We start from the raw sequence: 232 nt of genomic DNA on the forward strand, positions 1-232 counted from the left end.
TTCCCGGCATGCAGGAACAGCAGCAGCCCCGCGCCGAGTTCGATCCGGTAGAACGCAAACGCCGTGCCGCGGTGGGCCTTGATGTAGCCCAGCAGCCACTTCACTACGACGAAGCCGGTTATGACGGCGGCAACGAAGGCCACGCCCACGTCGGCCCAGTTCTCGATGGCCAGCTTGCCGTACTTGGCCAGCTCCAGGAATGCGTAGCCACTCGCGGCGAACATGGTGGGAA

General features: G+C 64.2%; 1 protein-coding gene. It reads right to left on the bottom strand.

What is annotated here, in order from left to right; all coding sequences use genetic code 11:
• Window positions 1–232, bottom strand: a 232-nt coding sequence (locus tag ACQG3P_RS24830; protein WP_426806531.1) for an undecaprenyl-diphosphate phosphatase, incomplete at both ends; no start/stop codon positions are given.

It is taken from the genome of Stenotrophomonas sp. SrG, from assembly GCF_050031795.1.
In the GTDB taxonomy this organism is placed as follows: Bacteria; Pseudomonadota; Gammaproteobacteria; order Xanthomonadales; family Xanthomonadaceae; genus Stenotrophomonas; species Stenotrophomonas rhizophila_A.